Raw genomic sequence first — 26,938 nt, 5'->3', positions numbered from 1 at the left:
TTTTTTCGGTCTGCGTGATGTTGCTTCTTGGATATATCGGCCTATCCGTTACCAATACCATGGAACGCGCGACCGACGTCGTGATGGACTGGCAGTTGATCTATTTCGACTCCATGCCCATCGAGGAACTGCCCCAGGCAATCCATCGAAGACTGGAACATGAGCGGATGCATACGAACTACTACGGCCTGTTCGACGCCAACGGCAAGCATATCGCCGGTGACGTGATCGAGATGCCGCCGTCAGTATCAATCGATCGTCACGGCAAGACGCTTGACCGTACATTGAAAATTGCTGGCAACGAACAGGCGCCTGTTGTACGCGCAAAGGCCGAGCTACGCGCCAACGGTGAAACACTATTGATCGCGCGGGATCTCACGCATATCTTCGGCATCCGGGAAACAATCTTTCGAGCCCTCATTGGCGGAGGCTTCTTGTGCCTGACCGCCGGGGTTCTGAGCGCTTTGGCACTCAGCCTCAACCAGATGCGGCGCATCAAGGCAATACGTCGCATCACCCAACGCATCGCCCAAGGCGACCTCGGTCAGCGACTACCGGTCGGCGGCCGGGATGAGATCGACATGTTGTCAAGCCTCGTTAATCATATGCTTGATGAGGTTGAGCGCCTGATGAATGAAGTGAAAGGCGCGTGCGATGGAATTGCGCACGATCTTCGAACGCCTCTCGCACATGTCCGTTCGCTGTTGGTGCGCATATCTGAGCGCGGTGGACGACATCAAGACGAAGCGCTCTACCAACTGATTGATGACGCACGTCGCGAAACGGATGCGTTACTGGATCGCTTTCGAGCGATGCTGCGCATCTCCGAGATCGGCACGCTTCAACGCCGGGGCGGCTTTGGCGAAGTAAATCTCGAAGCACTCGTACAGGAGGTAGGCGAACTGTTCGAACCCTTGGCCGAGAGCCGCGAGATTGGCTTCGCCGTGACGACATCGCCTGTCGAAGCAATCCATGGCGACCGCGCGCTTCTTTTCGAGGCACTCAGCAACCTGCTTGATAACGCAATCAAGTTCACACCGGATGGTGGCAAGGTACGGATTGAACTGAAAAGGATGCCATCTGGCGCGCAGATCGACGTGATCGACAACGGCCCTGGCATTCCCGCCGACGAACGCGATGCGGTGCTTCAGCGCTTCTATCGCGGCGAGCGTACTCGCCATCTCGCGGGTTCTGGTCTCGGCCTGAGCATCGTGTCTGCCGTCATCAATGTTCACGACTTTTCGATGCACATTGCTGACGCGAGTCCGGGCACACGGATCACTATCGAATGCCGGACAAAGACACTAACCTGACCCTTCAAATCGATCTGCGTTGAAAGCATGCGTATTCTGTTGGTAACCACCTCGCAACCTGAATCGGCCTGGCTCTTGAAGGCTTTCCAGGAAAGCGCGCACAGCCTCCAGCGTGTCGATGACTTACGCGACGCCGCCTTTGTTGCGGGACAGGAAGTGTTTGACGCAATCGTGCTGATGTCCTCCGAACCCGCACCTCACGTCGACCTGCTCAGCGCACTTCCGAATTTCACACGGCATGGGGGCGGCGCCGCTATCCTTGTCATCACGACTGCCGCAAGCCCTCAGCAGCGCACAAAGATACTACGTGCCGGCGCCGATGCCTGCTTCTGCCAGCCCATCTCTTATATCGAGTTGCACGAGCGGATGCTCGCCTTGTATCGAGCGTCACCCGCTATGTCACTCAAATGCGACTATCGATTAGCGCTGGACGCCTCGACGCGCGAATTCGTAGCCGGAAACGAAAGATTTCTGGTGACTCGCCGTGAATACATGCTGCTTGAATGCCTGCTACGCCAGCCGAACGCTCCTGTCGCCCGCGATCAGCTGATGCGCTACGCCTGGCCCGACGAGGAAGACGTCGATCCGTCAAGCGTCAATCTCGTTGTCTCGCGACTGCGACGAAAGCTCGCCGATCACACACCCACCGTGCAAATTGAAACGGTTAGCCGGTTTGGCTATCAGATCACGGCGCCATTGCGCTAACCTCTAAGAACAACATCGTTCGCGGGTAGTCGGGCACTTCTCATCGGCAGTCAATCCCTTCACATGCAATTCCCAACACAGAATCTGAAAGGGACAATTGCATGCGCGTCGCATTCTGTCATCGATATATTGACACCGTTCTTGAATCGGGTCTGGCTGATCCGTTACTAAGACATCCTCAATCACGACAAATGGATCGGTGTTTCTGATGAAGATAAAGCATATTATGGGCGCGTTACTGTGCGCCGGCGTCGTCGCATCGGCGCATGCCCAAAGTAGCGTCGCGTTATATGGCCTGCTCGATACAGGCATCGACTTCGCAAACAATGTGAATGGCGAACATCTCTGGCAGATGGCAAGCGGCGTCAGCGCAGGTAGCCGCTGGGGACTCCGCGGCAAAGAAGATCTCGGAAATGGACTGAGGGCCGTCTTCGATCTCGAGAGCGGCTTCAACTCGGCCAACGGCGGTCTCGGCAGCGGCCTCGCGTTCTCTCGCAATGCCTACGTCGGGCTAGCGAGTGAGACTGCAGGCACGGTGACGTTCGGTCGACAGTGGGATCCTGTCGTCGATCTGCTCGAACCGTATTCGCTCAATAGCCAGTACGGAGGCTGGTACTTCTCACATCCGAACGACATGGACAACCTCGACAACGGATTCGCAATCAGCAATGCGGTGAAGTACACGTCGCCCACTATCGGTGGCTTCGTTGGCGAAGCACTGTATTCGTTCGGCGGACAGGCTGGTCAGTTTTCAAATGATGCAGCGTATAGCGCAGCGGGCTCTTATACCAATGGGTCATTCTCGGCGGGCGTAGGCTACCTGCGAGTCAATAGTCCCGAATCTGCGATTCAAAGCTATCAGAGCGGCGACGGTTTCACAAATGCTGTCTATGGCGACTATCTTGCGCAGGCGCGGAGCCAAAACATCTTCGTAGCGGGGGCTTCGTATCAAGTCGGCTCGCTCAAGCTGATGGGCAACTTCTCGAATGTCAACTTTCAGCAGGGCGACGCCGGGCACGACGTGAAATTCCAGAACTACGAAATTGCTGGCACTTATGCCGCTACGAGCCAGCTCTATCTTGGTGCGGGATACACCTACACCAACGGCCGCAACCACGCGACAGACCAGGAGCCGAAGTATCAGCAATTGAACCTCAGCGTCGAATACGAAGTCTCCAAGCGAACAGCCCTCTATGCGCTCGCAGCGTTGCAGAAGGCATCTGGCGGCGCTGTGGCGCAGATCGCAGGCTTCAATCCTTCATCCGATGGAAAGCAGGCTGTAGGACGGGTTGGAATCCGCCACACGTTCTGATTGGAAGCCGACGTGCTTCCCCTGTACGGGAAGCACGCTTTTTCACGAGCCAAAGTACGGTACGCAAAAGCCAGCCGGACCAACGCAATTTCCCGGCGTATTGGACGGGTTTGCGGCGCAGCCCGACATCAGCATCCCCACCGCGATTGCGAGCGTGCTAGCCACGGCGAACTTGATTAGCCAAAGTATTTTCATCAAATTGGGGAGAAAGTTCCTTCAATTCTCGGCAATCGGGCGCGGGACCTCACCAGCGGAGATTGGCTTCGTCCCGGCCTGATTGTTGAATAACGCTCAGTGTGCATAGAGTGTCGAGTCGAGATAAGCGAGCTGCCCGTCCTTTTCGGCCTTCACCAGCTCGTGATAGACCTGCGCTCGGGTCTTTTCTGCAGTCGGCTGCCCATATGGGGCCACCCATTGCCCTGCCTGCGAGGCGGATGGCGCCGAGACCGATGCGAGCTGCGTTGCCGCCGTTTGCGCGGCCGGCGACTGGGGCGCCGAGTGCGCAAACGCGGAAGCTGTCGAAAGAGCGCCCACACAAGCAATAGCAATCATCAAAGACTTCATTCTCTAACTCCTTTAATTGTCCGGTTAGCGGACCGGCCAGCCCTGATAGGTGTGGTCCGGTTGATAAGCAGGATAGCCCTTCGCCCGTAGCAGACTGGTTGTGCGAACATGAAAGTATCTTCATAAGTGGAGTCGACACTCGTGGCATCTCGGTTTAAATCGTTTCGTTAGTCAACCGAAAAATATCGCGTCGGCAACATGAAACATATGTCATAAAAACGCCGGCTTTTATCATCTCTGCTTCATCACCACCGAATACATTGCCGCTACCCGCATGAGAAGCGGGAACGCTGAAGTCACGCTCCCCTGGACGTGAATGCAGCGCACGACACTTCACTCGGAAACGGCATATGAAGAAAGCAATAGCGATAGCGTGCATGACGCTCGCGGGCACGCTTGCGACCAACGCACACGCACAGAGCAGTGTGACGCTCTACGGCACGCTCGACGCCGGTATCGACTACGTCAGCAACCAGAAGGCCGCAAATGGAGCAGGTCACAGCAACTGGCTGCTGCAAAGCGGCAACCTGAGCACAGACCGTTGGGGCCTGCGGGGCAACGAGGATCTCGGTGGTGGCATGAGCGCCGTATTTGATCTCGAAAGCGGCTTCAGCATCGCAAACGGCAAGTTGAGTAACGGCGGCGACCTCTTCGGTCGTCAGGCATGGGTAGGACTGTCCAGCAACACGTGGGGCACGGTCACGGTGGGGCGGCAATACGACCTTCTCGTCGATTTCGTGGCGCCGTTGTCGGCGACGGGCTCAGGCTTTGGTGGCAATCTCGCGGATCACCCGTTTGACAACGACAACCTGAACAACGACTTCCGCATGAACAATGCGGTCAAGTACCGCAGCCCGACCATCGACGGCTTGACGTTCGGCATGGCTTACGCGTTCAGCAACGCGGCAGGTGGCTTCAGCAACAACAACGCGTTCAGCGCCGGGGCACAATGGGCGGGAGGCCCCGTCACGCTCGCGCTCGGCTACTTCCAGGGCAATCAGCCGGGCGGCGTGAACGAACCGACGAACACGGGCGGCGCCTTGAGCAGCAGCGACGGCGACGCCACGATGACGGGCTCGCGCCAACGTATCTTTGGCGCGGCGGGACGCTATGTTTTTGGTCCCGCGACGGTCGGTCTCGTGTTCACGCGCACGATGCTCGACGATCCGCGCCAGATTGCACAAGGCGGATCGTATGTCACGCTCAATGGTGACCTACTGACGTTCAACAACTACGAACTGAACGCGCGCTATGCGCTCACGCCTGCATTGAGCCTCGGCGGGTCGTACACGTTCACGGACGGCCACTTCGGCACGGCAAGCGGCAGTGCTTCGCCCAAATGGAATCAGTTTATGTTGCAGGCAGATTACGCGCTGTCCCACCGCACTGACGTGTATCTTGAGGGCACCTACCAGCACGTTTCCGGCGCGGAAGGCATCAATGCGCTCGGCAATGCGTCGATCTATTCGCTGGCCGCTTCGTCGAGCAACAGGCAGGCTGTCGTCGCACTCGGCATGCGCCATCGTTTCTAAGCGTTGCAAAGTTCATGCTGAAAGGCCCGCGGCGCTGCGCCGCGGGCCTTTTTTTGCTTTAGGTTTAAGGAGCGGTCAATCTGCTTTCGCCAGTGTGGCGGTGCTCTCTTCACGGTTGGGTGAGGCGAGATTGACGCCCTTCGGCGTATCGGATGACCAACCGCCGCCCAGTGCCTCAATCAGTCCGACTGAAGCGAGCAAGCGTCGCGTGTGCAAATTCAACGCAACGGTTTGCGTCTGCAACTCGGTCGTCTGCGCGGTCACTACATCGAGATAGCTCACCACTCCGTCCCGATAGCGTGACAGCGACAGCGTCAGCGTGCGCTGTGCGGCGGTGAGCGCGTTGTCCTGCTGGACGGCCTCGTCTCCAAGATGATGCAGTTGCGCCAGATTGTCTTCGACCTGCTGGAACGCCTGCAATACGGCTGCCTTGTACTTTGCGCCGTTCTCGGCGAGTTGGGCGCGCGCCTGCTGCGTCGCCGCCGCGCGCCTGCCGCCGTCGAATAGCGTCATCACCAGATTCGGGCCGATCGACCAGATCTCGTTCGGGGCCATCAGCCACGGCGACAGTGTGTCGCTCTGATAGCCGCCATCCAGTCCCAGCGAAATGTCCGGGAAATATGCGGCCTTCGCGACACCGATCTTCGCATTCGCTTCGGCCGCGCGACGCTCCGCCGCCGCGACATCGGGCCTGCGTTGCAAAAGCGCCGCAGGCAAACCTGTCGGAATCGACGGCAGATACGCATCGCCCAACTGAGGCGCAAGCGTGAACTGCGATGCGGGCGTGCCTGTCAACGTCGCAATCGCATGCTCGAACAGTGCGCGCTGCGCCTTCACGTCTTCCGCCGAGGCGCGCGCCGAATCGAGTTGTGTTTGTGCACGCGACACGTCGAGATCCGAAGCAATGCCGCCGGCGTGGCGGCTTTCCGTCAGCTTCAATGCGCGCTCGTAAGTGTTTATCGTGTCGGCGAGCAACTCTTGTTGCTGGTCGAGTCCTCGCAGATTGAAATAGGCATCGGCGACATTGGCTTGCAGACTGAGCAGCACCGATTGCAGATCGTCGGCGCTTGCCTGCGTACTGGCCTTCCCCGCGGCCACTTCGTTGCGAACCTTGCCCCACAGATCGAGGTCGTAGCCGATGCCAACGTCCAGCGTCGCCGAGTTGTAGACGGACGGTTGATTCGCGCCGCGCAAAGGTCGATTGTCCGACTGCCGCTGACGCGATACCTGTGCCTCTGCCCCGATAGTAGGAAAAAATCCCGAGCGCGCCTGCGCGAGCAGCGCCGCCGCTTCGTCATGTCGCGCCATTGCCGCCGCGACATCGGGATTTGCGGCAGCTACTTGTGTCTCCAGGCGATCCAGCACAGGATCGCGATAGACGTTCCACCAGGTGTCTCGCGGCACGCGGTCTGCCGGGCGTGCCTGCTGCCAGGCACCACCTTCCTTAAATGCTGTCGGAATGGCAGTGACGGGCGCGTGATACGTAGGTGCGAACGAGCATCCGCTCACAAGCGCGACGCCAGCCAGCGCGGCACATAAACGGCGCTTAACCATGTCCGCGCGCTCCCGTTTGCGCAAGCGATGTCGTGGACCGCGGAGCCGCCAGTCGTATGCGATCGCCGGCTGACAACGAATCGGGCGGATTGTCGATAACCTTGTCGCTCGGATTCAGTCCCGACCCTATTCCCACCTTCGTGCCGAGGTCCGTCGCGACCGTGACGGGCTTCAAAACTGCGCGATCATCCTTGCCAACCACGGCGACCTGCAGACCGCTCTGCCGGAAGATCAGCGAACTCGCCGGGATTGTCAGCAGGTGACTATCGTTCGGCAGCGAGAAATGCACCTCAGTGTATTCGCCTGGAATTAGCAAACCGTTCGCATTGTCGACCGAAAGCTGTACCAGCAGCGTGCCTGACGACTGCGAAATCGAATCGTCGGTATCGACGAGCTTTGCATCAAAGGTCATGCCTGGGCGTTCGGGCACGGTGAGGGTCGCCCGCATGCCTAGCTTGATCGCGGCCGCCTCGCTTTGCGGCACGCTCACGTAGACCCGCAATTGCCGCGCATCGGATACGGAGAACAACTCCGGCCCATTGCCGCCGCCCGCGTTGATCAGCGCGCCAACATCCGTGGTCCGGGCCGTCACGACGCCATCGAAGGGCGCGGTGATGCGCTTGAACGATTCGAGCGCTTCGAGCCGCTTCACGTTCGCATCGTTGGCAGCGACGGTCGCCTGTTTGGCCACGAGGTCGCTGTTCTTTTCGTCCGCTTCCTGCTGCGAAACGGAATCCTGTTGCAGCATCTCAGTCCAACGTTTCGCGGTCGACGCCGCCAGCTTTTCGTTCGCCTGCGAGTTGCGCAAATCGGCCCTGGCCTGGGCAAGCTGCTGGTCGAGGTCAGGCGTGTCGATCTCGCCAAGCAATTGTCCCGTCTTGACGTGCGTGCCGATGTCAGCATACCACGCATGCAGATAGCCCGACACCCGCGCGTAGATCGGCGCATTCACGTACGCCGACAGATGCCCCGGCAAGACGAGCGCCTGCGCCGCGCTATCACGCGATGGCGTGTAGGCGACCACAGTGGGCACGGCTTCCTCGGCAGACCATGTGGTCATCTGCTGTTTCGCGTGCACACGGCTCGCGATGCCCGTCGCGACGATCCCGGCCGCGATTAATAGGGCGGCAATACCCGCCAGTTTCAGATGCCGCAGACGGCTCGGCGCATTGATCTCGATCTCAGTTGACATGGAGCGCTCCAGATTCGGAAGAAGGATGGTCGTGCGGCTCGCCATGCGGCGCGCGCGGCACAGGATCGTGGCGGGCGGCATCGCGCCGGTGCACGAGGCTGAAGACGACGGGCACGAACAGCAGCGTCGCGAATGTGGCGCAAATGAGGCCGCCGATCACCGCGCGCCCCAACGGCGCGTTCTGTTCGCCGCCGTCGCCGAGACCGAGCGCCATCGGCGCCATGCCGATGATCATCGCGAGCGCCGTCATCAGCACAGGCCGGAAGCGCGTGAAGCCCGCTTCGAGTGCCGCGACGAGCGCATTGCCCGTTACCGCAAGCCGCTCGCGCGCGAAGCTGACGACCAGCACGCTGTTCGCCGTCGCGACACCCATGCAGAGGATCGCGCCTGTAAGCGCAGGGACAGAGAGCGGCGTGTGCGTCGTGAACAGCATCCACACAATGCCCGCCAGAGCCGCAGGCAGCGCCGTTACGATCACGAATGCGTCGCCCCACGAATGAAAATTGACGACGATCAGCAGGTAGATCAGCACGATCGCGCCTGCAAGACCCAGCAACAGGCCGACGAACGCACTGTTCATTGTCTGCACCTGGCCGCGCAGCGTGACCGTCGAGCCCTTCGGCAAGTCCTTCGCGGTCGAGTGCACGATTTGGTTGATATCCGCTGCGACAGCACCGAGATCGCGCCCTTGCGTCGTCGCGTAGATGTCGTAGAGCGGTTCGATGTTGTAGTGCGACACCACCGCGCTGCCCTCGCCGCGCGTAATGCTCGCGATGCCGCCGAGCAGTTGCGCCTGCCCGGTTTTACCTGTCACGGGAAGGTTCTGCAGGCTCGACAGTGTCTCCATCCGGTACTGCGGCGTCTGTGCGACGATCGGATACGACACGCCATTCTTCGGATTGAGCCAGTAGGTGGGCGATACCTGGCTCGTGCCCGACAGACTCGCGACCACCGAATTCGTCACGTCCTGTTCGGTGATGCCAAGTTCTCCCGCGTGCGATCGGTTCACCGACACCGTGAACTGAGGATAGGTCGACGCCTGCTGGATCCGCGCATCGGCGATCCCGGGAATCATGCGCACGCGGCGCAATAGTTCACTCGCGTACTGACCGTTCCCCTCCTGATTCGGTCCAGCAACCTGGATATCGATCGGAGCCGGCGATCCGAAGTTAAGGATCTGGCTGACGATATCCGCCGGCAGGAACGAGAACGTCGCGCCCGGAAACGCTCGCGGCAGTTCCTCCCGCAGCTTCTTGACATAGTCCGCAGTCGGCGCGTGGTTCTCGTTCAGCGAAATCAGGATGTCACCATCCTGCGGGCCGATCGTGCCACTATTGTTGTAGGTCAGATTGATGCCGCTGTTCGGTAGGCCAATGTTGTCGATCACGTTCGCCAGCTGATCGCGCGGAATCACCCGACGCACCGTGTTCTCGACGTGATCAAACAGGTCCGCCGTGTCTTCAATCCGCGTGCCGACAGGCGCGCGAACATGAAGCGCGATTTCACCCGAATCGATATCCGGAAAGAAGTTACGACCGAGCCATGGAGCCAGCAGGAACGATGCGCCGACCACCAGCAAAAAGCCGCAGATGAAACGCTTGCGATGGGTGAGCGCCAGACCGAGCACGATCCGATAAGCCGCGCGAACCCGCTCGAAGCGGCGTTCGAAGGCACGCTGGAAACGCACCAGTGGATTGCGCGAAGGGGTGGCATGCGAGACGCCGCCATGCGCATCCATGATCGCTGCCATTTCGCCCGACGCGTGTCCGCCCGACGCATGCGGTTTCAGCAGATACTGCGCCATCATCGGCACGAAGGTACGCGACAGAATGAACGATGAGACCATCGCAAAGATCACGGCTTCCGCCATCGGCACAAACAGGAAGCGCGCGATGCCATTCAGCAGCAACATCGGCACGAAAACAATACAGATGCACAGCAGCGACACGAACGCAGGGGCGACGATCTGCTGCGCACCTTCGATGATCGCTCGCTTCACATCCTTGCCCTGTTCAAGATGCCAGTTGATATTCTCGATCGTGACGGTTGCATCATCGACGAGAATACCGACCGCGAGCGCCAGCCCGCCCAACGTCATCACGTTCAACGTTTCGCCCATTGCCGCGAGTCCCGCGATGGCCGCCAGCACAGCAAGAGGAATGGACGCCGCAATGATCAGCGTCGACCGCCAGCTGCCAAGGAAAAGCAGAATCATCGCCGATGTCAGCGCGGCCGCAATGACGCCCTCACGCGCCACTCCACTCACGGCGCCTTTGACGAATGTGGACTGGTCGCCCATCGTCACGAGTTTGAGCCCGGGTGGCAAGGTTGCTTCGATGCGCGGTAATTGCGCCTTCACGCCCGCGATGATATCGAGTGTCGATGCCGAGCCATTCTTCAGAATGCTCATCAGCACCGCACGATGACCGTCGACGCGCACCACGTTCAATTGCGGTGGGTAGCCGTCGCGCACATGCGCGACATCGCGGATATAGATCATCGCACCGTCCACGACCTTGATGGGCAGCTCGTTGAGCTCCTGTAGCGCGAGCGGGCTGTTGTTCAGCTTGATGTTGTATTCGAACCGGCCAATCTTCTGCGTGCCTGCGGGCACGATCTGGTTCTGCTGCGCGAGCGCAGTTGCCACGTCCTGCGCCGACAGCTTCTTCGCCTGTAAGGCCTGCGGATCGAGGTCGATCTGCACTTCGCGCGTCTTGCCGCCATACGGCGTCGGAATGGCGACGCCCGGCACGCTCAGCAGTTGCGGACGAATGAAGTTGGTCGCGTAGTCGGCAAGTTTCTGTTCGTCCAGCGTGTTGCTCGTCAGCGCGATCTGCAGCACGGGGACCGTCGACGCGTTGTAGTTCAGGATCTGAGGCGGCGTCGTGCCGGGCGGCATCTGCTTGAGCACGGTCTGCGACACGGACGTGACCTGCGCGGTCGCCGTGCGAATATCAACGGTCGGCTGGAAGAAGATCTTTACGATGCCGTAGCCGCGGAACGATTGCGACTCGATATGCGCGACGTCGTTGACTGTCGTGCCGAGCGTGCGCTCGTAGTATGTGACGATTCGCCCCGACATGTCGTCCGGTTGCAGGCCCGTGTAACTCCAGACGACGCTGATCACCGGAATACGGATGTCAGGAAAGATATCGGTCGGCGTGCGCAGCGCGGACAAAGGCCCGATCAGCAGTATCAGCATCGCGAGCACGATGAACGTGTAGGGCCGGGTCAACGCCAGCCGGACTATTTTTAACATCGGAAACGGTTCCGTTTTAGTGAGACGCGGTCAAGATTCTGCCGGGCAGGCGCTAACACCGCGCTACTAGAAAAATGAAAATGTTTTTAGTCGGCGATTAGCCGATCAGATATCCCGCGCCCCGTATCGTGCGGATCATCGGGCGTTCACCGGGGACATCGACCTTCTTGCGCAGGCGACCCACGTGGACGTCGATCAGATTTGTACCGGGATCGAAGCGGCAGCCCCACACGGCTTCAAAAATCATCGTGCGCGTGAGCACCTGGCCTGAGTTGCGCATCATGAATTCGAGCACGCGGAACTCAGTCGGTTGAAGTTCGAGTTCGATGCCGCGGTTCGTCACCCGTCTGCGCATAAGATCAAGCTGTAACGTCCCGAGCGTAAGCACCGTTTCGGATTTCGCTCCGGCGGGCTTGCGGCGAAGGAGAACCTCTATCCGTGCCACCATTTCGTCGGGTGCAAAGGGCTTTGTGAGGTAATCGTCACCGCCGGCGCGTAAACCTTTCACGCGTTCGTCGACATCAGACATTGCGCTCATCACCAGCACCGGCGTCTCCATGCCGATGCCACGCATTGTCGAGATTATCGTCAGGCCATCAAGATCGGGCAGCATGCGATCGAGCGTCACAAGATCGTAGTCGTCAGCCATCACCTTGCCCATGCCCTCGCGCCCGGTGTTCGCGACGTCGACGATGAAGCCGTGCGCGCGCAATGTTCCTGCTATGTCATTCGCGATCAGATGGTCGTCTTCTATGGTCAGAATTCTAGGCATATCAATTCCATCTCCCCTCTAGTCACGCGACAACCCGAAGAGCCGTTTGACGATCCGGCGTGCGGTATTGGGCAACCACAAAGTCGACGAAACTGCGTACTTTCATCGATAACTGCGCAGGCGCAGCATAGAGAATCGACAGATGCCGTTGGCTGGCACCGATATCGAACTGTTCCAGTAGCGGCACGAGAGTACCGCGCTGAAGGTCCTCTTCCACCGTCGCATGCGGCAGCAGTGCGACCCCCATGTGCTGTAGCGCTGTCGCCCTCACCATCCCGTAGCTGTTTGACGTCAGCGCCCCGGCCGCGCTGATGCGATAGGCACCCTCCCCATCGACAAATTCCCAGTTGCGCGAAGCACCATCCGATCTCCCGATCAGCGCATGATGATTGAGGTCAGAAGGATTTCTCGGTCGCTCATGCCGCGCCAGGTATGTCGGCGTTGCCACGACAACCTCACGCATCCGGCTAAGGGGGCGACTCACCAACGTGGACCCGAACAGATCGGGCGTGTCGGTAAAGCACACGTCGAAGCCGCCTTCGATAAGATCAATGTCGAACTCGAAAGTGGTGACCTCGAACGTTACCCCGTCATGAAGTGCCCGGTACGCAGCGAGCAACGGTGCAAGACCTGCGTGCCCGTATGTCGCGACACTCGCAATGCGCAGCGTGCCGCGCAGATCGCGTGTCGCTTGAACAAGGCTCGACTCCATCGTATCGAGACGGTCGATGATGTCCCGACATCCGTCGAGATAGTCGCGACCTGCGTCGGTGAGTGAGAGGTTTCGCGTATTCCGGTTGAGCAGACGCGTGTTCAGATGCGCTTCTAGCATACCGATGCTGCGAGTGACTGCCGCTGCCGAGATTCCGAGCTGTTTTCCAGCGAGACTGAAGCTCGTCAGTTCGACGACCCGGGTAAAGACGCGCATCGCTTGAAGTTGGTTCATGGTGGCAATTGCGTTTAGTCAGTGACCTCCGAATCTTGAGTCATTGCCAATGAACGCCGGCTACCACCTTCATTAAGTGTTTTTTAATTTCGCGTTTGCACGTTGTCCCGGGGACAAAAAAAGACGCCCATATAACAGGCCATCTTGTGGCTCGTTGTATGGTCGTCCGAGTGATCGACAGTGTTCGCGCACTAGCGCGTCGACGTCCGTCGCTCGTTGAGCGCGGCGCGTATCATGCGTCAGGGCTCAAAGCGGCTAGTTTGGCAGGCAGTGCTCTTCTGCCAATGCTTCGAGATGCTCGGTCAACACATCGCGCAACTTTTGCATGCTCTGAGTTGGCAAAGCAAACCCCGCCCAGCCGAGTCCGCTGTGACGAAGAATGAGTACGGCGCCGTCATAAAGAGGATGCTTCTCGGAGTGCCAGCACGGATCCATCTCAATCACATATTGATGCATCCGCGACGGCTCCTTTTCAATTTCGGGTCGCATCGCTGCCCGGAGGTAGCTGAGATGCCGGATCACCGCGTCGACATCGCTCGGGTCGAGCAGCACGGCAGACTCGTCAATGGCAATGCGTACCGTGTGTCTGCCGTATTCGTTGACCAGTTCGACACTCATTGGACGCTGCATGATTGGCTCCTCGCGCGATTCGTGTTGCGAGCATTATGTCGCGCATGTGTACGCCCGATTCTGAAACATCGTTATGCTGGAATGAAATTTTGTTTAATCTGCGCGTTTCAACCCTTGTAAGCGATTGCACCGTGGAGGGTGTCGTTAGCTGATCGCTGTTGAAGCAATACTGAAAATGCCTCGTCGAACGCTGCTCCCGTTGTCAAAGCGCAGCGAGTTCGCGTGACACCGCCGCCCGCTTGAACCGCGCTTCATAATTAGCGGCGGCAGGTCATCGGTCTGGCTTTTCAGCAAAGTGCGGCGAATGCGAATCCTTGATGACGTGTCCGGTTGCCGGCACGGTTCAATCTGTTTCGGGAATGGGCGAACTGGCTGTTCCGTGAAGGAACCGTGCGAGCTGCCGCTCGGCGTCAATGACCTTATGCAGCGGCACAACTGTCAGTTGCGAGTCATGCAGCGCGAGCAGTTTCTCAAAAACCGGTAACGCCTCGTCTGCGAGCAGCCATTCGCCCGATTCATGCGCAAGCGTGAGCGCCGCTTCGACCGCATACTCGGCCCGCTTGTACAGGGCGACGGGTTCGTCACCGTACCCCGCCCGCTGGAGAAACCACGCGACATACACGGTGCGCATCAGTTCGTTGAACAGATAGCTGTTCCCGTGACCACTCCGACACGTCGCAAGCGCCAGATGATAGGACAGCGACTGCTCCCGCGCGGACGTCGCGTCCATGGGTAGCAACATTGCTTTCGAAAGGGGACGTCTGGGCCGGCTCGCGCTGCCCGGACCTCGCTTTGAACTCATGTGATGTAGTCAACGGCCATGGCTGATCGGTACCCCTATTGTAGCCAAGCCCGAACCTGGCGCGCAGTGTCAGCACTGCGGTCGGCCCGGTGCACGCCATGGCCCGGGCCACGGTGATCCCTGATCGCCGACTGCTACGGAAGGCCGAATTTGCCGGCCCTCGCGGCCACCCTCCCTTGCCGACTGTCGCCGGCTCCACAGGCCGCGGATGCCGCGATCTCAATCAAACGGCCTATGTGCTCGGCGTGACAGTGGTCCAGCCCATCTCAGCCCATGGGGAAACTGGCTGGACCGGTGGCAACGCTCAACTCAACGACTCAACGCGCTGACGGTTACTGGCCGTTCAGCGCGTCCTTGAACGCCTTGCCAGCGGTGAACTTCACCGTCTTTGCCGCAGCGATCTGGATTTCTTCGCCGGTGGACGGATTGCGGCCAACGCGCGCGGCACGTTGACCCGTCGAAAACGACCCGAAGCCGATCAGCTGCACAGTCTCGCCCTGCGTGACCGCGGTGGTGATCGCGCCGATCAGCGCGTCGAGCGTGTCGGCGGCGGCGGCCTTGCTCGAGCCGGTTTCAGCGGCGACGGCGTCAATGAGGTCCTGCTTGTTCATGGGGGCTCCTGCTGGTCGTGATGGATGCCGTCACCCTACCCGATCCGCGTGGCTCCGCGCAATCGGCGCACGGCAGTCGCGAACGAAGCCTGCCGGACGCGCGTGCTGCGCACCGCCGACCGGCTGCCCCGTTAATGGAGTAATTTGTTAGCTAAAAAAATGTCCAGAAATGAAGGGGTAGATAGCCCCAACTATCTACCCCTTCACTTCGCCGTTCTTTACTTCCCCACCAGAGGCTTTGATTGCCCTCTTCATTCTGCATGACCAGGCGCCCGCTGAAAGGTATCGTGGACGCGACCAATCGCGAAGCGACAGCCAAGCCGAGATAACTGCCCCGTTATCACGGCAATCACGCTCACGATGATCGGTCATCGGACCGGTGTCGGACCCGTTGCTGCCGTTCAAGCTCGCGTTGCAAGAACGGCAGCTTCCGAGGGTGCATCCGGCACTCGCAGGCAAGTTGGTAAGGACGGCGCATCCGCCATCAACGGAACGCGCTGATCGAACCCGAATGTCTGACGAACCGTTGGAGCATCCGGTCGGTCCAACTAAGTGAGCGCCGGCCGACCGGGATCGCATTTAGAACGTGTGGCGAATGCCAACCGCGACCGTGTTGCCGGTGGGGTGGGCGCTCAGCTTGTCGTAAGAATAGATCGCGTAAATGTCCGTTCGTTTTGAGAGAAGGTGGTCGTAACCAAGCGAAGCGGTGTTGCGAAGGGTGTTGGTCGCATGGGTAGGTCCCGAACGCTGCGTACGTGCCCACTCTGCAAGCAGAAAGTCGGCTGGCGAGAAAGGGATCGACAAACCCGCTTCGTAGGTGTGACTTCCCGTCGGCGTACTCACGTCACTTGTCATCGCCCACGCCCCGTACAGCGTCGCAAGCTTGAAGTCGTACGCGGCGCCCGCGAGATAGGCGTACTGCGCGCCGACCGGCCCTGCCGCGGTGTACCTCACACGCTGGCCGGACAGCACGGCTGTCAGACCGTGACCTTGATAATTCAGGTGAACACCGAGGTTGGCGGTACCCGGAGAACCCGCAACGCCGCCAAGGCCGTAGATCACTGTCGCGCCGAAACCCTTGTAGGTCGGGGTCACGTACTTGGCAGTGTTGTTCCACACCGTATCTCCAATGATCGTGGCCCCGTAGTTGGTCACGAACGTCTGAAGAACGAGCGGAGAGAAGACAGTGGATGAACCGAACGGATTGACAAGGGATTCCGCGGTATAGGTGGGATTTCGATGTCGCCCAAAAGTGAGTTGACCAAAATCGCCTTTGAAGCCCATGTACGCGTTGCGCGACCAGAAGGGGTCCGCCGTACTGCGCCCTAGTGCACCGTTCTGCGGTTGAAAGAAGCTCTCAAGGGCGAAGATCGCGCTGAGGCCGCCGCCAAGGTCCTCCTTGCCCCCGATTCCCCAAAATGATGTGGTCAGTCCACCGCTTCCCATCAGTACGGTCGACTGCGGCGTGTCGCTCCGCTTGACACTACCGACGTACGTCCCGATCAGGCCGTACAGCTGGACCTGCGAGCCGCTATCGGCTCGCGCGCCGCCGGCAAAAGTCAATGCGAGGCCTGAGCAGAGTAACGCTGTCACTCCAAGCCGACCGGCTGCACGTGCAGGAAGGCGGGCCGTGATCCGTTGTGCCTTTTTCATTGCGATTGTCTCCATTGATATTTTTGTGATTTTTTTCTCACACACTCAGTACTACTTAGCGAGTACTTTTGGGCGGTGGCTTACAGCTAGCGTGTCACTGAAGATGCTCTGTGACGGCGCGAGGTAGCTCCTTCCCTTAAGTCATGGGGAAGGAGCCGTCAGGGATTGAGCGCTACTACGGGGAAATCTCTTCGAGCGCGCGATTGGTCGTCTCCACCATTCGGGCAGCGACGAAGAAGCCCACCGCACTGACCGCGGCAAACATGACGAATACCGCAGCGATGCCTCGTCCGGTCAATACGACGCCCACGATTGCGGGGGCAGCAGCAGACGCTGCTCGCAGCCAGGAAGTCGCCAGACCGGTGCCGATGGCGCGCATACGTGTCGGATAGATTTCCGGGGTGTACAGGTACAGAAGGACGGTTGTCGTCGCCATTACTGCGTAGGCCGATGATCCAAGGAACATCACGGACCAGGCGCTACCGGCACCATAGATACCAAGTGCGGCCAGTAGGACTCCGCTGATGATAAAACAGGCCATTGCCCAGCGGCGGCGTCCTACCCGGTCGATAAACAATGCGCACGCAAGTACGCCGCACGTACTGAGCACGTTTGAGATCGACGCCATGTGAAGCGAATCCTGCAAAGGCAGGTGGTAGACGGTCTTGTAGAGGCTCGGCAGCCAGTTGTTGATCCCATTGGCGACGAAGTATGAACTCGCCCAAAGCAACCATACGACAACGGTGCGTCCGCGGTAGAACGGCGAGAACAGTTCTCTCCAGGTTCCCTTCCGGTTCGACTGGAGTCCGTTCAGAAGGCTCACCACGCGGTCGTCAACCTCGGCCTTCTGCGTCTGCGTATCGAGATTGCGCTTCGTCGTGCTCGCCTCCAGCCGCTCGATGATGCGTTCCGCCTTGTCAAAACGCCCGTGTGAAATGAGCCAGCGCGGGGATTCAGGAAGGCGTGCGATCAGGAGGGCCACAAGGACACCAGGAATGCCGCCGATCAGGAACATATATTCCCAACCAAAGCGGGGGACTATGAAAGCACCGAGTTGCGCGGCAGCGAGAAGGCCAAGGGGAAAAATGAGTTCGTACAGGATGAAGAAACGTCCCCGGCCATGGGCTTGAGACAGTTCGTTGATGTACGTCGCCGCTACCGGTACTTCTCCGCCGACACCAATGCCTTGGAGAAAGCGCATCAGGAACAGCATGTGGAAGCTGCCGGTGAAGGCGCAAACAACGCTCATTGCCGACATAACGCCCACCGTAATGGTGGCGCTGGGTACACGCCCCAGTCGCTCGGCGAGCCAGCCAAAGAACATCGCGCCTACGACCTGACCAAGATACCCGGCGGCGATCAGCACGCCGATCTGGCTCGGAGAAAGATGCCAGAGACCGACCAGTACCGGCAGAACGAAGGCAAGGGAAAGCGCGTCGAATGCGTCAAAGAGGGTCGCGCTGCCCATGACGATACGTGCCTTGGTGTGCCACCTGCAAAACGGCACGTTCTCGATGCGAAAAAGCAGATTCGCAGCACGTAGTTGCTCGCTCACGGGACGCGTGTCGCTCGGGGATTGACCAAGGCCGACACCGTAGGCGGTCGATGGGGTGTTCATGCTGTCTCCTAAAAGCTGCATTTTATGGGCCCCCGGTTTTCTTCTTGTTTTGAAGCACCGCTCGCGCCTCTGTCTTCGTAAGTCGCGAAGTAGCGCTTTTTTTTGGTCGTTTCCCGATCTTGTTATTGGCGACGCGCTTTCGCGCGTCACCGTTATGCTCACCGTCGATACATCCAACGGTGGTTGTTCCGCTCCCGGATCAGTCGACGAGGCCAGCGGAACGGAGCGCGTCCGCGATTTCAACGTCCGCGCCCTCCGCGAGCGGCAGCAACGGCGAGCGCACCGTGGCGTGCTCGAGGATGCCGCGGGCCACGAGGCCGTGCTTGAGAGCCACGGTACCTTCCATGTGGGAGCCACGGTGGTAGACGTTGCGCGTCACGGGCAGCAGCCGGTCATGGATCGCGCGAGCAGCCTTATAGTCTTTCGCCTTGCCCGCCTTGATCAGTTCGATGAGCGGCTCCGGAGCCAGGCCGCCGTATCCGACGAGCGCACCGTCAACGTCAAACATCGTGTGGAGCAGATACTCGTCGTGGCAGGTCAGGATCTGCAGTTCCGGACGCTCGCGACGGATGATGGGGATCTCAACATCCCAACGACGCATATTGCGCACGCCGTTCTTCATCGCAAAGACGCCCGGTTGTGCGGCGATTTCGAGTTGCGTTTCGAGGTTGTAGGTCGCCTTCGTTGCGTCCGGGTACTGGAACAGGATCAGCGGCAGGCCGCTGCCTTCGTAGATGGCGCGGTAGCGGTCTTGCGGTGCGCCCTTCTGGTAACCGAAGCGCAGCCAGCCGTGCGACGGATAAACCAGACCGGCCGACGCGCCGGCTTCCACGGCCCTCTTCGCTTCGTCGACGGCGACTTGCGTACCTTCGAGCGTGATACCGGCGATGACCGGAATCTTGCCGTCGACAGACTTCACGAAGCTTTCGATGACTTGAGCCTGTTCTTTCTGCGTCATGAACGTGCCTTCGCCAGCGTGCCCGAGAACGGTCAGCCCTTTGACACCTTCGATGCTGCCGAGCCAGGAGCCCAGCCGTTGAATTGCTGCGTGATCCACCGCGCCATTGCGGGTAAAGGGGGTAACGGGGGCCGGGACCAAACCGCGCAGATCGATCGCTTTCATGACGTCTCCAAGTGTGAACTTTTCCGCTCCTCTGTCTGAGAGGAGAGCCCGCTGCTCTTTCGCGTCAAGCTGAAACAACGGTGCATGCGTTGCAGTGTAGGGATCGGCACCCCATGCGGGAACCGCCTAACCGCACATTTCAGCTATACTGATTTGACATATCTCGCACAGGGCTTTGGCGGTGGACTACGCGGCTTGGAAGTTATTTATCGACGCGGCAGAACTGGGCAGCCTGAGTAAGGCGGCCGCCGCTTATGGGACGAGCCAGCCCCATATCAGCCGACAAATCGTGGAGCTTGAGCAGTACTGCGGCGGCCGGCTGTTTCAGCGGACTGGCCGAGGCGTGGTGTTGACCGAGTTGGGCGCGCGTATCGCGCCGCGGGTCAGGGCCTGGCTTGCCAGCACGGAGCAATTGTCCAATGACATCCGCAGTACGGCCGGAGAGCCCATAGGGGTAGTCCGGCTCGGCATTTTGCCGTCCACCGCTCATCCGCTTGTGAGCAGCCTTTACCATCGCCTGCGAGAGCGCTACCCGCTGGTGCAGTTACAGGTGCGCGAAGGACAGGGGGCGTTGCTGGAAACGTGGCTGGAAAGCGGAAGCGTTGATCTCGCCATCCTGTTTCGAAATAATCCGACGCCGAAAAACGGAGACGAGTATCTGGTCGAAGCGGCGACGTATTTGGTCGGGGCTGAAGGCGATTCTTTAACCAGGCAGCCCACGGTTGCGTTCTCGAGGCTCGACGGGATTCCGCTTGTGTCCTTCTGCCGGCCGAATAGCTGGCGCGACCGGCTCGAACAGATCGCGGGCGAACACCAGGTCACACTGCATTTTGCGGCGGAAGCCGACTCCCTGAGCCTGCAGGGTCATATCGTCGCGGACGGCGGCATCTACGCGTTGCTTGGACCTTACGCGATAGCCAATCTCGAAAAGGAGTGCCGCTTGCAGGCGTCGATGGTTGTTGATCCGCCAGTGCCGCGGTTCATTGCGCTGGCCATGTCGCCTCACGGGGAACTGACCCTCGCCTGTCGCACCGTGATGCAACTCACAAAGGAAATTGCGCGCTCGCGGAGCCTGTCCTCGGACCTCCGCCTGGGCATGTCCGCAGCCTTTCTGCGCTCCATCTAGAGGACCGCGCCAGGGGCAGAATCGCATCCGGCAATTTACTGTTACAAGAATAAGGGTAATCACCTACACATCGGCGCATATAATTTGGCGCTTCAGCGCGGTACCAGATTAACTGACGCTTAAAAGTAGGTGTGTGATGAAACAGATCTTTGTAGCAGCTGCGTTCGCCGTTCTCGCCCTGTCTCCTGTTGCTTCTTTCGCCCAGAGCGACGCGCCGGTCACGCGTGCGCAGGTAAAAGCTGAACTTGCTAACCTCGAACAAGCCGGATACAAGCCGATCCCCGATGATCCTGATTACCCGGCAAGGCTGCAAAAGGCTGAAGCCCGCTTGCAAGCTGAACAACAAAGCGCGTCGCAGCGCCAGGTTGCGAGCCACGCCGATACCGGCACACAGCAACGCTAACTTTCCGCGTTGACTTGTCCGGAAGAGGCCGCGCGCGTCGGACCTATTGAGCAACAGCAAGACTGTGGGCCGTCCTTGCCCTGCAGTCCGATTTGAGGCACGGCCATTTCCCACGCCCGGGCGCGTGAGATATCAATCTCAGCCGCCCAGGAAGTGTTCTCCGGGATTCGGCTTTCGTGGCGAACGGCGCGACAGTTTGGCAATGTTCTCCAATCGCGACGCGGGAACGTTGCGCCCACAACCTAATAAAAGGTTGAGGCATCAGGGCCGCCATTCGGAAGCCACGCCCCACACGAGTCGTTATATGTCCGGGTGGGGCGGCCAATTTTGCATCGGACTGGGTTCGGCCATGAAGCGACGGTCGCGAACGTCGTTCCTTGGACATTCGAACGACGTCTGGGCTCCGTGAAGCGTCGTTCAAGCTTGAAAGATCTGCGCTCGGACGCGACCCGTTACCGTTACCGAGCCGGTCGGATAGCCAGCTTGCCGCGTGGCTCCGCTGGCGTGTGGGACATAAGGTCATTGGTGAGTGACTGAATTGGTCCGAATCATTCACCAGTCCGCGTCCCTCGGCTGTCGGAACTCGTCGGTCGCCGCATCGATCACGCGCTTCGGCGCGCTCACAAAAACGTCGGCTGGCTTCGCCCCATCGAGCATCCGGCACGGCCAGTAGAACCACCATGCACGATCCCATCCGCCGCTTTCTCCGCCCCGGTCCGGCAGGATCGCGAGCAGCGTCGCCATGTCCGGAAGCGGACGTCCCTCGCGGTCGAACTGGAAATCCGGATAGACATAGCGCTGGCGCGGCTCGCTCCAGACACCGAAGATGATGCCCTCCGTTCGCAAGCGATGGACATACGCAGCCGCGTCCCTCGCTGATACGCCCAGCCGTGCGCCAATCTGCGCGCTATCCGGCCAGTCTTTGGCGAGCAGCCTGTCACGAAACGCCAGCGCGAACGCACGCTGTTCCGCCTCCGTTGCTGGCTCGGATACGGACAACCATTGGCCCAGTACGCTGCGCACACAGTGCTGGCACAGATCGATGCGAACATGCTTGCCGTCGCCAAAGATCGAATACGCGCCGGTCTGCCATGCCAGCGACTGCTTCTCCGCATGTTCCGGGTCCGTGTGCGGCATGCGCCGGCCACACCGGTCGCATACACACACAGAAATCTGTTTCCGGTCGACGCCGCGATAGTCAAACATCAGCGTCTCCAGGCGATTGCTCGGGCGGAACCTCTTCCGCGTCTCGCGGACGGCTGTCGATGGCGCGCTCCCGCTTCGACGCCGCGGGTTCCGGGCGCACTCGTCTCGTCGGGCCGGCCAGTACGGTGATGTTGTTGTCAGGGAAAGGTGTCTTTGCGGCCTTTCTCCACCACTCACGGGTGGCGAGCGCGAACGCCCTCATCCGCGCATCGATCTGCTCGATGCTTTCGTCCGGCGGCAATGCCTGTCGCCGTCTTTTTCGCCGGTTTGCCTTGGTCACGTGGCCTCCCTGTCGAAGTGACTTCCCTATATCTGTAGTCTTTTCGCTCAACCCGAACGCCTGCCGGTGGCCCTTTCAGCGACTCCCCTATGGACGTAGTCTTTTGCACACGGACGACCAGCGGGAACCGACGCGGTGTGTATGTCCTGCTGCCCTGCGGGAACCCCGCGAAGCGCGCAGCGAACCTACCCGACCGGCTGGTCGTCAAGCGCCGACAGCCTGTCGCTCACCGCCCGTTGGACCGCCGGGTCACTCAGACCACGCGCAGGCGCACAGGCGATAAAGCCGCGCTCCGTCGCCTGCGCCGCAACGACGCTCGGATGATCGTCGATGGCGAGCCAGTGAACCAGTTTCCTGCGACGAACTTCCATCAGGATCTCCGCGGACCGGCACGATCCGACACTCTCCACCACCCCCAAAAACCGGTTGCCCAATGGACCCAGTAGCCGTACCAGCGTTGCGTCGTCGAACAGCCTTCGCCAGTCCGAGCTGACGATGATCCGCACGGCCGGATAGGGAACCAGTAGCGCCTCCAGGATCGGACGCCAGATGAAAAGCCCCGGGTTGTCGATCAGACAGAAGTCGTCGTCAAGTGCGGGCTCACCGACGGGATGCAGCACCCCGTCGAAGTCAAGAAACAGAAAAGGAACCACCGCAGGACCGGTTGCCCGGTGTTCTGGCAGCACGTCGCTGAATGGTTCTGGCATCCTCATGTACACAGGCCGATACGCAGATGGTTCAGGACCTGCATGACCTGCTCCCGTTCGCCCTGCGCCAGCAGTTCAAGTGCGCTGTATCCGTCGAATCCGATCGGCTGGCTCGTGAGCCAGTCGCCGGCCCGATCCCCGGATTCAAAAGTCGCAAGAAGCGCGTCGGCCAGATCCGGGTCACTCGAACGCAGCGCGTCGACGGCCCGGCAACCGGCCCGTTCGATGTCCGCGTACAGCTCCGACACTTCTTTCGCCAGCCTTTCGATCTCGGTCATGCTTTGCCTCCTTTCATTCGATCTGCAACGCGCGAACGACACGGCGTGTAGTGATGTCCGCCGGCTGCCGCTTGCAGCATTTCCAGTGCTTCGTATTCCCTGCGGCGACCCGATCGCGCCCGTCGTCGCCCGGTTGCCGGCAGCGCACCCCGGCACGCGCGATCACACCTCAATCACCAGCGCAGGATCAAACGCCGCGTTTTCCCACTTCAGGCCGGCCGGCATCCCCGCCATCTGGCGGTTCCTCGCATAGCCGAGCGGGTTGGCAATCACGCGCGTCCCGCCGACGCGGTAATCGAACGAGTCATGCACGTGGCCGTGAATCCACACATCGGCGTGGGCAAGCAGTGCCCCTAGGTCACTGACGAACGCGGCGTTGAACGGATCACCCGCGTAACGTGGATGCACCGATGGCGGTGCCACGCCGTGATGGGTCACCACGACCGTGCGGCCGTTGAAGGGCTTTGCGAGCTGCTCCTGCAGCCAGTCCAGTGCCTTCTCGTGCTCGGCCAGCGCGTGCTCAGGCCGGAACCGCTCGCCATCATCGATGCGGATCGCACGGTAGTCATGCATCATGCGGTCGGCCAGCGCCATGCTTTCGTCGCGCGTGCCATCGAGCGCATAGTCCGTCCACAGGCAGCAGCCGAGAAATCTCACGTCATCCACGACCAGCGCTTCACGCTCAAGGTAATGAACCATGGTGCCGGTCGCGCGCGTGCGGATGTCATCGGCCAGCGCGCCGTACTTCGCGCCATGCGCTTCGTGATTGCCATGCACGTAGATGACCGGTACCGGCCAGCGCGCAAAATGTTCGACCGCATCTGCCCCATTCGCGATGTCGCCCGCGAGCACCAGCACGTCCGCATCGGACGGCGTGACCGGGTTGTAGCCCGGAAAGCTCCGATGCAGGTTTTCCAGATGCAGGTCTGAGGCGATCTGGACGCGCATGCTGTCAGGTCGTCGTCGCGGCACCGGTCGCCGGCTTCCGGCGGCCAGTGCCTGGAGAACGCGCCGGATTGGTCGGATAGATCCGCCGGCCACGCGAGTGTTTGTCAGCAACCCCCATGGGCAGTGATAGCTGCTTACCTGCCGCTGTCGTGAATCGCACAAACGACACCAACGGATGCTGGTCGTCAAAGGCTTCCGTCGCGCCGAGATGAATTTCGCGCAGCGGCTCCAGTTTCCATTGAGCGGAGTTCTTTTGCGACCTGGCGCTCAGCACCGCGGCGCCCCGCACAATCTGGCCATCCGATTCCAACTGCATCAGCGTCGCTGCAGCGGCTGAAGAGAACTCCACCATTGCAACCCGGGCAAGGCCACGCCTTGTCGCTGCGAACTGCAGGATGAGCACGTCTCCACCGCCCCACATCTCGGCGACAGCCCACATCGCTACGCTCGGATGGAATGCCTGTCCTGTCGGCAGACGGTTCTGGTCAGAAGTCAAAAACATACGATCACTCCAGCGACAAGCCTGCTCATCCAACGCAATGTGCGCTGGACTGGCAGGCGTGAATGTCATCGCATCCGGCCTTTGTGTTTTCGAAGTTCAGACACACTCAGGTCGGCATCACGACACCTAGGACCCGCCGACGGGTTTCGGCCCGTCCTCACCGACAGATGAATGGCAACACCTCGCAAGATCAGGGGAAAGCGGCAAGGACTCGTTGCCCTCTTCGCCCCCAGTCAACATGCAATGTTGACACCCAACATATCATGTTGTTACGCAAACTGCCAGGTCCGGCGAGCATCTGTGTTGACCAACAACACGTCATGTTGACCCCCGGCCGCCTTGTCCGCAGAACAGAACTTCGCCGAAATGCTCGGCAAAACGCTCGCCCGCGCCCGCATAGCGGCCGGCTACGCCCAGGAACTGGTCGCCGAACAGATCGGCGTCAATGTGGAGACCATCAGCCGCTTTGAGCGCGGCACGGTCCTGCCCTCGCTGCCCAGACTCATCGAACTGGCAGAAATTTATGGCGTCCCCGCCAGTACCCTGCTGCGTCGGGGTTCTTCACGCCCAAGCGATCTTGCAGAAGAACTGGCCGAGACGCTCAGTCACCTGAACGCTACGGACCGCATCTGGGTGAGCGAGTGGCTAACCGAACTGTGTGAGCGTCTTCGCCACGCCCCCGCCGGAGGACGTGCCAGCCGGAAGCCGCATCGCTAGGGCAACGTGATTTTCCAGACGCAGGTTTCCACCGGCCGTAATTCCTCGGCATCGCCTCACAGCACCGGTGCATCAAGCCTTGCAGGCAAGCCAAAGCGCAAGTCTGTTTTCCGGTGATAAGGGCGTTTATCACCGGGACGGCTTTCGTTTCCGGTCCAGAAGCGGTCATCTAACGTTCGGGCCGTGCGTGAACTAGACTTGAAGAAGTCATTGAAACACCGCCGCGCCCCCTCCCGCCGGGCGCCGGAGTCCCGCCATGGCCCGCCCCGCCGCCGTCACCCCCGACCAGATCCGCACCACCGTGCTCGCGATGCTCGCCGAAGCGGGCGACGCGGAATCCACTGCCCCGGCCACCCCAGCCTCGCCAGCTACCCCGGTCACCCGTGAGCGCTTCCGGCGCGCGGTATCCGTGCGGCGCCTGCGCGCGCGGCTGGGCGCCGGCGATCCGGCGGTGCTGTCGCGGGCACTGAACGCGATCGAGGCCGAACTGGTGCAGGCGGGTCTCACTGAGGTTGCGTTGCCCGGCCTGCCCGACGCGATCGCGGAACAGATGCGCGCGCTGTGGGCCGCTGCCGTCAGCGTGCAGCTCGACGACGTCGTTCGGCTGCGCCAGCACGCGCAGCAGGTGACGGCCGATGCGGAGACGGCACGGCACGACGCCGACGTGCGTAGCGAGATGCTGCGGATCGAGCTTGGCGAACTGCGCGAGCGGCTCGCCGCCCGCGACGCCGAACTGGCCGACCTGCGCGCCAGCAGTCGCCACGCGGTCGAAGGCGCGCAGCGCCTGGCTGAGGAGACGGTCGCCCTGCAGACGCAGCTCGATGCCGCCCGCACCACGCTGGAGAGCCTACGGCACACCCACGTGACGGAACTGACCGACGTGCGGTCCCGTTATGATGGTCTGTCGAAGCGCCTGCTGCAGGAGACCGAGCACCAGCGTCATGCGTTCGCCGCCGAGCGCGAGCGGCTAGCGACACAGTTCGCCGATGCGCAGATCCGGATCACCGCGCTCGAGGGACTGCGCGAGCGGCTGCTCGAGGACGTGGCCAGCGGGCGCGACGCCCACCGGCAGGTGGCCGCCGAGGCCGCGGCACTCGCGACCGTGGTCGCCGAACAGCGCCATGCGCTCCAAGCACTGCAGACCCTTCAGGCGCCGCCGGCGGCGCACGCCACGCAGCCGGCCCA

The 26,938-nt window shown here is 60.6% G+C and carries 26 protein-coding genes; 8 read left to right on the top strand and 18 right to left on the bottom strand.

Translation table 11 applies throughout. From position 1 onward, the window contains the following. The first annotated feature begins 17 nt into the window (after positions 1 to 17). From G3N95_RS17540 to G3N95_RS17530, 3 genes are all read left to right on the top strand, one after another. A complete protein-coding gene (locus G3N95_RS17540) occupies positions 18 to 1,313 on the top strand; it encodes a HAMP domain-containing sensor histidine kinase (RefSeq protein ID WP_205971472.1) in 1,296 nt (431 codons plus the stop codon). Between the two features lie 27 nt (positions 1,314 to 1,340). Further along, positions 1,341 to 2,018 carry a response regulator transcription factor gene (locus tag G3N95_RS17535; protein WP_205971354.1) on the top strand — a complete coding sequence of 226 codons (678 nt, stop codon included), beginning with the start codon at positions 1,341 to 1,343 and terminating at the stop codon, positions 2,016 to 2,018. A 214-nt stretch (positions 2,019 to 2,232) separates the two neighbouring features. Then, positions 2,233 to 3,330 (top strand): porin, encoded by a 1,098-nt coding sequence (locus G3N95_RS17530; RefSeq protein WP_205971471.1) that lies wholly within the window; start codon positions 2,233 to 2,235, stop codon positions 3,328 to 3,330. Between the two features lie 291 nt (positions 3,331 to 3,621). Here G3N95_RS17530 and G3N95_RS17525 read toward each other — a convergent pair whose 3' ends face one another. Next, complete coding sequence (locus G3N95_RS17525) at positions 3,622 to 3,894, bottom strand: DUF4148 domain-containing protein (protein WP_205971353.1); 273 nt, start codon at positions 3,892 to 3,894, stop codon at positions 3,622 to 3,624. A gap of 350 nt (positions 3,895 to 4,244) precedes the next feature. Here G3N95_RS17525 and G3N95_RS17520 point away from each other — a divergent pair, with 350 nt between their 5' ends. Next, a complete protein-coding gene (locus G3N95_RS17520; RefSeq protein ID WP_205971352.1) occupies positions 4,245 to 5,426 on the top strand; it encodes a porin in 1,182 nt (393 codons plus the stop codon). 75 nt (positions 5,427 to 5,501) lie between these two features. Here the strand turns inward: G3N95_RS17520 and G3N95_RS17515 are convergent, their stop codons facing one another. The 11 genes from G3N95_RS17515 to G3N95_RS17465 form a co-directional block, all read right to left on the bottom strand. After that, on the bottom strand, positions 5,502 to 6,980 hold the full coding sequence (locus G3N95_RS17515; RefSeq protein ID WP_205971351.1) for an efflux transporter outer membrane subunit: 1,479 nt from the start codon (positions 6,978 to 6,980) through the stop codon (positions 5,502 to 5,504). Then, positions 6,973 to 8,172: an efflux RND transporter periplasmic adaptor subunit gene (locus tag G3N95_RS17510; protein ID WP_205971350.1), complete on the bottom strand. Its 1,200-nt coding sequence runs from the start codon at positions 8,170 to 8,172 to the stop codon at positions 6,973 to 6,975. The genes G3N95_RS17515 and G3N95_RS17510 overlap by 8 nt, the downstream gene beginning before the upstream one ends. Further along, positions 8,162 to 11,431: an efflux RND transporter permease subunit gene (locus tag G3N95_RS17505; protein ID WP_205971349.1), complete on the bottom strand. Its 3,270-nt coding sequence runs from the start codon at positions 11,429 to 11,431 to the stop codon at positions 8,162 to 8,164. Before G3N95_RS17505 ends, G3N95_RS17510 begins: the two co-directional genes overlap by 11 nt. Positions 11,432 to 11,528: 97 nt before the next feature. Continuing rightward, positions 11,529 to 12,203 carry a response regulator transcription factor gene (locus G3N95_RS17500; protein WP_205971348.1) on the bottom strand — a complete coding sequence of 225 codons (675 nt, stop codon included), beginning with the start codon at positions 12,201 to 12,203 and terminating at the stop codon, positions 11,529 to 11,531. A gap of 22 nt (positions 12,204 to 12,225) precedes the next feature. After that, the gene (locus G3N95_RS17495; RefSeq protein WP_205971347.1) at positions 12,226 to 13,149 is read right to left on the bottom strand and encodes a LysR family transcriptional regulator; all 924 of its coding nucleotides are present in this window, start codon (positions 13,147 to 13,149) and stop codon (positions 12,226 to 12,228) included. Positions 13,150 to 13,404: 255 nt separating this feature from the next. Then, positions 13,405 to 13,779, bottom strand: coding sequence for a hypothetical protein (locus tag G3N95_RS17490; RefSeq protein WP_205971346.1), 375 nt, complete (start codon positions 13,777 to 13,779; stop codon positions 13,405 to 13,407). 343 nt (positions 13,780 to 14,122) lie between these two features. Next, complete coding sequence (locus tag G3N95_RS17485; RefSeq protein WP_205971345.1) at positions 14,123 to 14,509, bottom strand: hypothetical protein; 387 nt, start codon at positions 14,507 to 14,509, stop codon at positions 14,123 to 14,125. Between the two features lie 404 nt (positions 14,510 to 14,913). Continuing rightward, positions 14,914 to 15,192: an HU family DNA-binding protein gene (locus tag G3N95_RS17480; RefSeq protein ID WP_205971344.1), complete on the bottom strand. Its 279-nt coding sequence runs from the start codon at positions 15,190 to 15,192 to the stop codon at positions 14,914 to 14,916. 579 nt (positions 15,193 to 15,771) lie between these two features. Then, positions 15,772 to 16,845 (bottom strand): porin, encoded by a 1,074-nt coding sequence (locus G3N95_RS17475; protein WP_205971343.1) that lies wholly within the window; start codon positions 16,843 to 16,845, stop codon positions 15,772 to 15,774. 175 nt (positions 16,846 to 17,020) lie between these two features. Further along, positions 17,021 to 18,463 (bottom strand): MFS transporter, encoded by a 1,443-nt coding sequence (locus G3N95_RS17470; protein ID WP_205971342.1) that lies wholly within the window; start codon positions 18,461 to 18,463, stop codon positions 17,021 to 17,023. Positions 18,464 to 18,662: 199 nt separating this feature from the next. After that, the gene (locus G3N95_RS17465) at positions 18,663 to 19,586 is read right to left on the bottom strand and encodes a dihydrodipicolinate synthase family protein (RefSeq protein WP_205971341.1); all 924 of its coding nucleotides are present in this window, start codon (positions 19,584 to 19,586) and stop codon (positions 18,663 to 18,665) included. Positions 19,587 to 19,767: 181 nt separating this feature from the next. Here G3N95_RS17465 and G3N95_RS17460 point away from each other — a divergent pair, with 181 nt between their 5' ends. Together G3N95_RS17460 and G3N95_RS17455 are read left to right on the top strand one after the other, a co-directional pair. Further along, positions 19,768 to 20,712, top strand: coding sequence for a LysR family transcriptional regulator (locus tag G3N95_RS17460; RefSeq protein ID WP_205971340.1), 945 nt, complete (start codon positions 19,768 to 19,770; stop codon positions 20,710 to 20,712). Between the two features lie 136 nt (positions 20,713 to 20,848). After that, on the top strand, positions 20,849 to 21,115 hold the full coding sequence (locus G3N95_RS17455; protein WP_205971339.1) for a DUF4148 domain-containing protein: 267 nt from the start codon (positions 20,849 to 20,851) through the stop codon (positions 21,113 to 21,115). A 552-nt stretch (positions 21,116 to 21,667) separates the two neighbouring features. Here the strand turns inward: G3N95_RS17455 and G3N95_RS17450 are convergent. The 6 genes from G3N95_RS17450 to G3N95_RS17425 form a co-directional block, all read right to left on the bottom strand. Beyond that, entirely contained in the window at positions 21,668 to 22,321 is a 654-nt protein-coding gene (locus G3N95_RS17450; RefSeq protein WP_205971338.1) for a hypothetical protein, read from the bottom strand. Next, the gene (locus tag G3N95_RS17445) at positions 22,314 to 22,601 is read right to left on the bottom strand and encodes a hypothetical protein (protein WP_205971337.1); all 288 of its coding nucleotides are present in this window, start codon (positions 22,599 to 22,601) and stop codon (positions 22,314 to 22,316) included. Before G3N95_RS17445 ends, G3N95_RS17450 begins: the two co-directional genes overlap by 8 nt. Positions 22,602 to 22,786: 185 nt before the next feature. Continuing rightward, positions 22,787 to 23,308: an HAD domain-containing protein gene (locus G3N95_RS17440; protein WP_205971336.1), complete on the bottom strand. Its 522-nt coding sequence runs from the start codon at positions 23,306 to 23,308 to the stop codon at positions 22,787 to 22,789. A 2-nt stretch (positions 23,309 to 23,310) separates the two neighbouring features. Then, positions 23,311 to 23,586 carry an antitoxin Xre/MbcA/ParS toxin-binding domain-containing protein gene (locus G3N95_RS17435; RefSeq protein WP_205971335.1) on the bottom strand — a complete coding sequence of 92 codons (276 nt, stop codon included), beginning with the start codon at positions 23,584 to 23,586 and terminating at the stop codon, positions 23,311 to 23,313. A 162-nt stretch (positions 23,587 to 23,748) separates the two neighbouring features. After that, positions 23,749 to 24,534, bottom strand: a complete 786-nt coding sequence (locus G3N95_RS17430) for a metallophosphoesterase (protein ID WP_205971334.1) — start codon at positions 24,532 to 24,534, stop codon at positions 23,749 to 23,751. A gap of 4 nt (positions 24,535 to 24,538) precedes the next feature. Continuing rightward, positions 24,539 to 25,036 (bottom strand): hypothetical protein, encoded by a 498-nt coding sequence (locus G3N95_RS17425; RefSeq protein WP_205971333.1) that lies wholly within the window; start codon positions 25,034 to 25,036, stop codon positions 24,539 to 24,541. Between the two features lie 339 nt (positions 25,037 to 25,375). Between G3N95_RS17425 and G3N95_RS17420 the strand changes: the two genes are divergently transcribed. Next, entirely contained in the window at positions 25,376 to 25,753 is a 378-nt protein-coding gene (locus G3N95_RS17420) for a helix-turn-helix transcriptional regulator (protein ID WP_241018641.1), read from the top strand. Between the two features lie 256 nt (positions 25,754 to 26,009). Then, on the top strand, positions 26,010 to 26,938 hold a 929-nt coding region (locus G3N95_RS17415), incomplete at its 3' end, for a DNA-binding protein (protein WP_205971332.1).

Origin of the sequence: Paraburkholderia sp. Tr-20389 (assembly GCF_017104565.1) — a bacterium.
Classification (GTDB): Bacteria; Pseudomonadota; Gammaproteobacteria; order Burkholderiales; family Burkholderiaceae; genus Paraburkholderia.
The sequence above is the reverse complement of the archived record's forward strand: the minus strand, read 5'-3'. Positions and strand labels throughout refer to the sequence as shown.

Coding starts and splice junctions, on each gene's coding strand:
- G3N95_RS17540 (WP_205971472.1), top strand. CDS start 18: ATGTTGCTTCTTGGATATATCGGCCTATCCGTTACCAATACCATGGAA.
- G3N95_RS17515 (WP_205971351.1), bottom strand. CDS start 6,980: ATGGTTAAGCGCCGTTTATGTGCCGCGCTGGCTGGCGTCGCGCTTGTG.
- G3N95_RS17430 (WP_205971334.1), bottom strand. CDS start 24,534: ATGCGCGTCCAGATCGCCTCAGACCTGCATCTGGAAAACCTGCATCGG.
- G3N95_RS17455 (WP_205971339.1), top strand. CDS start 20,849: ATGAAACAGATCTTTGTAGCAGCTGCGTTCGCCGTTCTCGCCCTGTCT.
- G3N95_RS17525 (WP_205971353.1), bottom strand. CDS start 3,894: ATGAAGTCTTTGATGATTGCTATTGCTTGTGTGGGCGCTCTTTCGACA.
- G3N95_RS17535 (WP_205971354.1), top strand. CDS start 1,341: ATGCGTATTCTGTTGGTAACCACCTCGCAACCTGAATCGGCCTGGCTC.
- G3N95_RS17495 (WP_205971347.1), bottom strand. CDS start 13,149: ATGAACCAACTTCAAGCGATGCGCGTCTTTACCCGGGTCGTCGAACTG.
- G3N95_RS17490 (WP_205971346.1), bottom strand. CDS start 13,779: ATGCAGCGTCCAATGAGTGTCGAACTGGTCAACGAATACGGCAGACAC.
- G3N95_RS17485 (WP_205971345.1), bottom strand. CDS start 14,509: ATGGACGCGACGTCCGCGCGGGAGCAGTCGCTGTCCTATCATCTGGCG.
- G3N95_RS17475 (WP_205971343.1), bottom strand. CDS start 16,845: ATGAAAAAGGCACAACGGATCACGGCCCGCCTTCCTGCACGTGCAGCC.
- G3N95_RS17435 (WP_205971335.1), bottom strand. CDS start 23,586: ATGACCGAGATCGAAAGGCTGGCGAAAGAAGTGTCGGAGCTGTACGCG.
- G3N95_RS17425 (WP_205971333.1), bottom strand. CDS start 25,036: ATGTTTTTGACTTCTGACCAGAACCGTCTGCCGACAGGACAGGCATTC.
- G3N95_RS17505 (WP_205971349.1), bottom strand. CDS start 11,431: ATGTTAAAAATAGTCCGGCTGGCGTTGACCCGGCCCTACACGTTCATC.
- G3N95_RS17470 (WP_205971342.1), bottom strand. CDS start 18,463: ATGAACACCCCATCGACCGCCTACGGTGTCGGCCTTGGTCAATCCCCG.
- G3N95_RS17500 (WP_205971348.1), bottom strand. CDS start 12,203: ATGCCTAGAATTCTGACCATAGAAGACGACCATCTGATCGCGAATGAC.
- G3N95_RS17440 (WP_205971336.1), bottom strand. CDS start 23,308: ATGCCAGAACCATTCAGCGACGTGCTGCCAGAACACCGGGCAACCGGT.
- G3N95_RS17465 (WP_205971341.1), bottom strand. CDS start 19,586: ATGAAAGCGATCGATCTGCGCGGTTTGGTCCCGGCCCCCGTTACCCCC.
- G3N95_RS17510 (WP_205971350.1), bottom strand. CDS start 8,172: ATGTCAACTGAGATCGAGATCAATGCGCCGAGCCGTCTGCGGCATCTG.
- G3N95_RS17450 (WP_205971338.1), bottom strand. CDS start 22,321: ATGTTTGACTATCGCGGCGTCGACCGGAAACAGATTTCTGTGTGTGTA.
- G3N95_RS17480 (WP_205971344.1), bottom strand. CDS start 15,192: ATGAACAAGCAGGACCTCATTGACGCCGTCGCCGCTGAAACCGGCTCG.
- G3N95_RS17520 (WP_205971352.1), top strand. CDS start 4,245: ATGAAGAAAGCAATAGCGATAGCGTGCATGACGCTCGCGGGCACGCTT.